Annotated in this window: 9 protein-coding genes; 7 read left to right on the top strand and 2 right to left on the bottom strand. The window is 71.0% G+C overall.

Features of this window, described 5'->3' with window-relative positions:
* Positions 1 to 150: 150 nt before the first annotated feature.
* The 4 genes from EV657_RS21035 to EV657_RS21020 all read left to right on the top strand — a co-directional run bounded on the left by EV657_RS21035 (position 151) and on the right by EV657_RS21020 (position 3,475).
* Positions 151 to 513 carry a GTA-gp10 family protein gene (locus EV657_RS21035; RefSeq protein WP_134079798.1) on the top strand — a complete coding sequence of 121 codons (363 nt, stop codon included), beginning with the start codon at positions 151 to 153 and terminating at the stop codon, positions 511 to 513.
* A 98-nt stretch (positions 514 to 611) separates the two neighbouring features.
* A complete protein-coding gene (locus EV657_RS21030; RefSeq protein ID WP_134079796.1) occupies positions 612 to 827 on the top strand; it encodes a hypothetical protein in 216 nt (71 codons plus the stop codon).
* A gap of 3 nt (positions 828 to 830) precedes the next feature.
* The gene (locus EV657_RS22005; RefSeq protein ID WP_208323339.1) at positions 831 to 2,879 is read left to right on the top strand and encodes a phage tail tape measure protein; all 2,049 of its coding nucleotides are present in this window, start codon (positions 831 to 833) and stop codon (positions 2,877 to 2,879) included.
* Positions 2,879 to 3,475 (top strand): hypothetical protein, encoded by a 597-nt coding sequence (locus EV657_RS21020; RefSeq protein WP_134079795.1) that lies wholly within the window; start codon positions 2,879 to 2,881, stop codon positions 3,473 to 3,475. The genes EV657_RS22005 and EV657_RS21020 overlap by 1 nt, the downstream gene beginning before the upstream one ends.
* Before the next feature lie 8 nt (positions 3,476 to 3,483).
* On the opposite strand, the gene EV657_RS21015 is transcribed toward EV657_RS21020, so the two are convergent.
* Both EV657_RS21015 and EV657_RS21010 read right to left on the bottom strand, forming a co-directional pair.
* A complete protein-coding gene (locus EV657_RS21015; protein ID WP_134079793.1) occupies positions 3,484 to 3,876 on the bottom strand; it encodes a type II toxin-antitoxin system HicB family antitoxin in 393 nt (130 codons plus the stop codon).
* A 17-nt stretch (positions 3,877 to 3,893) separates the two neighbouring features.
* Positions 3,894 to 4,076, bottom strand: a complete 183-nt coding sequence (locus EV657_RS21010; RefSeq protein WP_075786980.1) for a type II toxin-antitoxin system HicA family toxin — start codon at positions 4,074 to 4,076, stop codon at positions 3,894 to 3,896.
* A 96-nt stretch (positions 4,077 to 4,172) separates the two neighbouring features.
* Here EV657_RS21010 and EV657_RS21005 point away from each other — a divergent pair, with 96 nt between their 5' ends.
* From EV657_RS21005 to EV657_RS20995, 3 genes are all read left to right on the top strand, one after another.
* Positions 4,173 to 4,697 carry a hypothetical protein gene (locus EV657_RS21005; RefSeq protein ID WP_134079791.1) on the top strand — a complete coding sequence of 175 codons (525 nt, stop codon included), beginning with the start codon at positions 4,173 to 4,175 and terminating at the stop codon, positions 4,695 to 4,697.
* Positions 4,685 to 5,107 carry a DUF6950 family protein gene (locus EV657_RS21000; RefSeq protein ID WP_134079789.1) on the top strand — a complete coding sequence of 141 codons (423 nt, stop codon included), beginning with the start codon at positions 4,685 to 4,687 and terminating at the stop codon, positions 5,105 to 5,107. The genes EV657_RS21005 and EV657_RS21000 overlap by 13 nt, the downstream gene beginning before the upstream one ends.
* The coding region (locus EV657_RS20995; protein WP_134079788.1) for a hypothetical protein at positions 5,092 to 5,354 on the top strand (263 nt) is incomplete at its 3' end. The genes EV657_RS21000 and EV657_RS20995, both read left to right, overlap by 16 nt.

Here is a 5,354-nt window from a genome sequence, read left to right as displayed (position 1 = left end):
GTCACCTTCCCGGGCGGCACGGTCTGGCTCTTCGAGGGCTGGCTCAAATCCTACGCGCCGCCCGCCACCGTGGGCGAGTTCCAGGAGGTCTCCGCGAGTTTCCGGGTCACCGGCAGCCTGTCCATCACCCTGCCCGAGGAGGGCTGATCCATGGCCAATCCGATGAAGGGCGAGGTCGATATCGAGGCCTGCGGCGAGCGGCTGCGGCTGATCCTCAGCTTCAATGCCATTGCCGAGCTGGAAGACGAGGCGGGCCAGACGCTGGCCGAAGTGATGACCTCGTTGAAGGCGGGATCGGTGCGCACCATGCGGCTGATCCTGTGGGCCGCGATGCGCGATCACCGCCCCGCGACCACGCTGCGCCAGGCGGGCGCGGTCGCCGAAGAGCTCGGCCCGGAACTGGGTCCGGTGCTCGGCCGGGTGATCTCGACCTGCGGCTTCCTGGCCGATCTGTCCGATCTGGCCGGGGAGGCCCCCGCGCCGGGAAAGCCCGAGGGGTCGGACATGGGCTGAGCCCTGCGGGCTGGCTCGATCTGCTGAAGGACTATTGCGCGGCCGGGTTCGATCCGGCCGCCTTCTGGTCCCTGACCCCGGGCCTCTACCGCGCCCAGATGGCGGGCGCCGCGGCCCGGGCGAAGGTCGGCCAGCACCGCGACCGCTGGCTCGCCTGGCATGTCGCGGCCCTCACCCGGACGCCCGACTTCCCCCGGGCCGAAGACTTCATCCTGCCGCCCGACCCGAAGCGCGAGGCGGCGGTGATGATCCTGCGCGCCCGCGTGATGCATGCGCGCTTCCAGCAGCAACAGACTCAACATGGAAAGAGGTGATCCATGGCGCTCAAGGCGGTGATCGGCGCGCTGCGCGTCAATCTGGGGCTCGACTCGGCCGAGTTCCGCAACGGGCTCAAATCGGCCGACGACCGGTCCAAACGCTTTGCGCGGACCGTGACGGTCGGGCTCGCGGGCGCGGTCACCGCCGCGACCGGGGCGCTGAGCCTCATGACCAAACAGGCCATGGGCGCGGTCGATGCCCAGGCCAAGCTCGCGCAATCGCTCGGGACCACGGTGAAGTCGGTGCAGGTGCTGAGCCGGGCGGGCGATCTTTCGGGCGTCGCCATGGGCACGGTCGAGCAGGCCACGAAGGACCTGACCCGCCGCCTCAGCCAGGCCGCGACCGGCACCGGGCCTGCGGTCGATGCGCTGAAGCGGCTGAACCTCACGGCCGGGGATCTGCTGAAGATGCCGCTCGATGCCCGGGTCGAGGCCATCAATGCCGCGATCCTCGACTTCGTGCCTGCGGCCCAGCAGGCGGCGGTGGCGGGCCAGCTCTTCGGCGAGGAAGGCTCCATCGCCATGAGCCGGATGGATCCCGCGACCCTGCGCCAGGCCGCCCGCGACGTCGAAGACTTCGGCGTCGTGGTGTCGGAACTGGACGCCGACAATATAGAGAGTGCGAATGACGCGGTCTCGCGGCTGGGGCTGGTGGCGACCGGGCTTGGCAACACGCTGGCGGCGGCCGCAGCCCCGGGGATCGAGCGGCTCGCGACCGGCTTTGCCGATCTCTGGCGCAAGGGCGCGCCGCTGGCCTCGGCCCTCGATCTGGTGCTGTCCAATCTCGACCGGGTCGCGGCCTATGCCGGGGCGGCCGCCACGCTGATCGCGGGGCGGTTTGCGGCCAGCTTCGCGGCGGCGACGGTGGCGGCGGCGGCGCTGAACGCCAAACTCCTGCTGACCCGGGCCGCGCTGATGCGCACGGGGATCGGCGCGCTGGTGGTGGTCGCGGGCGAGCTGGTGCTGTGGTTCGGGCGGCTGGTGACGGCGGCGGGGGGCTTTGGCGCGGCGCTCGATCTGATGAAGGATGTCGCGGCCGAGGTCTGGGACCGGATCGTCATGGGGCCCGAGCTGATGCGGCTCAGGATGGAAGAGCTCGGCGCCCGGATGAAAGCCATCTGGGGCGAGGTGATGGTCTATCTGCAGGAGAAGTGGTCGGGGTTCCTGGCGCGCTTCGCCGATCTGCCGGACATCCTGCCCGGCGCGGCGGCGCTGAAGGAGGCAGCGGACGGCGCGGCCGAGGGGCTGGCGGCGGCGAAAGAGGCCGCCGCGGCAGCGGGCGACGAGGCCAAACGGCTGAAGCGTGAGGCCAATGGCGTGGCCGATGCGATGATCCGCACGCCGCTGGCCTCGATGGCGGCGCTGAAGGAGACGCTGGCCGGGGTCTCGGACGAGGCGGGCAATACCGCGACCAGCCTCGCGCGGATCGGCGATGCGGCGGGCGGCGCGGGGGATGGCGGCACCGGTGCCGTGACGCAGGCAACCGAGGATCTGGCCGACGCCGCGAAGGAGACCGGCGACAGCTTCAAGACCTTCTTCAAGGATCTGGCCAAGGGGTCGGCGGATGCGGGCGACGCGATCTCGGCCTTGGCCGACCGGATGCTCGACGATCTGCTGGACCGGGCGCTCTCGCCGGTCTCGACCGCGATGGGCGGCTTCTTCGACAGCTTCCTCTCGGGGATGTTCGGCGGTGCCGGTGCGGGCGGGGGCGTGACGGCCAGCGCCCTTGGCAATGTCTTCGACGGCGGCCGGGTCCGGGCCTTTGCCGCGGGCGGCGTGGTCGACCGGCCGACCTTCTTTCCGATGCGGGGCGGCGCGACCGGGCTCATGGGCGAGGCAGGCCCCGAGGCGATCCTGCCGCTGACCCGGCTGGGCAATGGCAAGCTCGGGGTCGCGAGCCTCGGCGGCGGCGGGGTGCGCATGGGCGATGTGCATGTCTCGGTCGCGGGCAGTTCGGCGAGCCCCGAAGAGATCGCGGAGGCGGTGCGGCGGGTGACGCGCGACGAGGCGCAGCGGGTCTATGCCCGCCAGCGCCGGGAGGGGCTCTGATGGCCTTCCCGCCCGAGGCCGTCCGCATCGCGGGCTTCACGCTGCGCCAGGTGACCTCCTCGATCCGCACCCAATCGCCCTACAGCTTTGCGCAAACCGCCTATGACTTCATGGGCGGGACCTGGGCGGCCGAGCTGACCCTGGCGGCGTTTGACGCCCGCGAGAGTGCGGCGATCTCGGCCTGGCTCGCGAGCCTCAATGGCCCGGCCGGACGCTTCGAGCTCGACATGGCCGCGATGGAGTATGAGGGCCCCCAGGGCACGATCACCGCCGATCCGGTGGTGGCGGTGGCCGCCAATGCCCGGGCGCAGACGCTGGTGCTGCAACTCGCCACTGCAGCCGACACCATAACTGTCGGCGACTATCTCACGCTCGACGGCCATCTGCACATCGTGACCGGGGCCGAGGCCCCCACGGCCGCCTTCCGGCAGACCCTCACCCTCTGGCCCCGCCTGCGCGCGCCCGTCGCCCCGGGCGATCCGGTGGCGCTGCGCGCGCCTTACGGCACCTGGGCGCTGGCCGGTCCCGAGACCGCGCTCGCCGTCAGCCAGGCCCGGGTCCGCACCCGCACCGTGCAACTGGTGGAGGCGCTCTGATGGCAGGCTCAGCCGGTGATCTCGCGCCGCGCCAGATCGGCAAGGAAGGCCGAACGGGTCAGCCCGCGCTCCTTCGCGGTCTGGTCGATGGCCGCCAGCAGCCCCGCATCCATGGTGATATTGGCCTTGGCGGTCCGCCCGCTCAGCCGGAAGAACGGCACCGCCAGAAGGAAGGCCCCGGCCTCAAGATCGCGGGCGACCTCCGCATCGGTGCGGACCGCATCGAGGCTGCGCGCCTCGGGCAGGGGCTCGTCTTCCAGATGAAGCGCAAGCGCCTCGCTGGCATTGGGCAGAAGATCGTCGAGCGAATCGGCGGCCGAGAAGCAGCCGGGCACGTCGGGGAAATGGATGCCGAAGGCGCTGTCGCCCTCCTGATGCACGACGCCGATGTAATGGCGCATGGGGTCTCTCCCTTCGGTCACAGCCAACCGGCCTGCTTGTGGATGTTGCGCACCGTGCCCAGCGGCAGGTCCTTCTTCGGGTGCGGAATCGTCACCGTCCGGTCGCCCTTGCGGAACTTGTGGTGCGAGCCGGTGACCTTCACCAGCACGAAGCCGTCCTGTTCGAGGCGCTTGATGATCTTCCGGCTGTTGGTTTCCACCCTCGGCGCCCCTGTGTGGTTGTGCGCATATAAATACGCCCTGCGCTGCGCGAGTGCAAGGATCGGGTGCAGATATATGCGCATGGAGGCGCTCTGATGGACACCAGCGGCGACCGGATCCTCGGCCTGCTGGTGCAGTGCCGGTTCGACAACGGCGAACTGAACATGTTCACGGGGCTGGGCAGCGTCGAATGGGAAGGCGTGACCTATCTCGGCGCCGCCGGGCAGATGCTGCGGATCGGCGAGGCGCAGGAGACCTCGGGCGGCGAGATGCCGGGGCTGACGCTGACGCTGGCGGGGCTCGATCCGGAGGTGGTGGCGCTGGCCGAGCTGGAGGAATTCCAGCGCCGCCGGGTGACGCTGCGCCTCGCGCTCTTCGACCCCGAGGGCCGGATCGAGGCGGCCGATGTGCTCTGGGACGGGCTCGCGGACACGCTCGACAGCGATGACGGGCCCGAGGCCGCGACCGCGACGCTCGCCTGCGAGGAACGCGCCATGGATCTGGGCCGCAAGCGCCCGTTCTACTACCTGCCCGAGGATCAGCAGCGCCGCTTTCCCGGCGACCGCTTCTTCGACCTCGTGCAAGCCATCCAGAACCGGGAGGACACATGGGGACGGTGATCACCCGCCGCGAGGGCTGGGAATTGCGGCTGGCGGCCGAGATCCGGGACTGGGAGGGCCGGGCCTTCGTCTGGGGCGCGGCCGATTGCCTGGGCTTCTGCCGGGCGACCGCGCGGGCGATGACAGGCACCGATCCGATCCCGGACCTGCCGGATTATGCCAGCGAGAGGCAGGCCGCGAAGGGGCTGGTGCGGCTTGGCTTCGGATCAATTGCCGATCTGATCGACGCGCATCTGCCGCGGGTGCCGGTCGCGCTGGCGCGGCGCGGCGACTGGGTGATGGGCGATGCCGCGGGCGCGCTGCCCGGCGCCATGGGCGTCGTCACTGGCCGCCATGCGGTGCATCTGGCCGAGCGCGGACCCGTCCGCCGCCCGGTCCTCGACGCGGAGGCGGCATGGCGCATCGGGTGATTGGCCTCGCGGCGGCTCTCTTTCTTCTATCGGTTGCCCCCGCCGCCGCGATGCCGCCGGTCGGGGCGGCGCTGGCGGCGGCCGCCGGGGGCTGGGCCGCCGGGCTGACCGCGACCGCCATCATGGGCCAGGCCGCCATGGCCTTCGTGCTCTCGGGCGTGCAGATGGCGCTGGCGAAGAAGCCGAAAGCGAAGACCCGCGACGAGATCACGCTGAACAAGATCCAGCCGGTGACCGCGGGCCTCAT

The organism is Rhodovulum visakhapatnamense, assembly GCF_004365965.1.
In the GTDB taxonomy this organism is placed as follows: Bacteria; Pseudomonadota; Alphaproteobacteria; order Rhodobacterales; family Rhodobacteraceae; genus Rhodovulum; species Rhodovulum visakhapatnamense.
The sequence above is the reverse complement of the archived record's forward strand: the minus strand, read 5'-3'. Positions and strand labels throughout refer to the sequence as shown.

What these genes read in the sequence shown, in the direction of transcription:
- EV657_RS21035 (WP_134079798.1), top strand. Translation starts at nt 151, where the DNA reads ATGGCCAATCCGATGAAGGGCGAGGTCGATATCGAGGCCTGCGGCGAG.
- EV657_RS21030 (WP_134079796.1), top strand. Translation starts at nt 612, where the DNA reads ATGGCGGGCGCCGCGGCCCGGGCGAAGGTCGGCCAGCACCGCGACCGC.
- EV657_RS22005 (WP_208323339.1), top strand. Translation starts at nt 831, where the DNA reads ATGGCGCTCAAGGCGGTGATCGGCGCGCTGCGCGTCAATCTGGGGCTC.
- EV657_RS21020 (WP_134079795.1), top strand. Translation starts at nt 2,879, where the DNA reads ATGGCCTTCCCGCCCGAGGCCGTCCGCATCGCGGGCTTCACGCTGCGC.
- EV657_RS21015 (WP_134079793.1), bottom strand. Translation starts at nt 3,876, where the DNA reads ATGCGCCATTACATCGGCGTCGTGCATCAGGAGGGCGACAGCGCCTTC.
- EV657_RS21005 (WP_134079791.1), top strand. Translation starts at nt 4,173, where the DNA reads ATGGACACCAGCGGCGACCGGATCCTCGGCCTGCTGGTGCAGTGCCGG.
- EV657_RS21000 (WP_134079789.1), top strand. Translation starts at nt 4,685, where the DNA reads ATGGGGACGGTGATCACCCGCCGCGAGGGCTGGGAATTGCGGCTGGCG.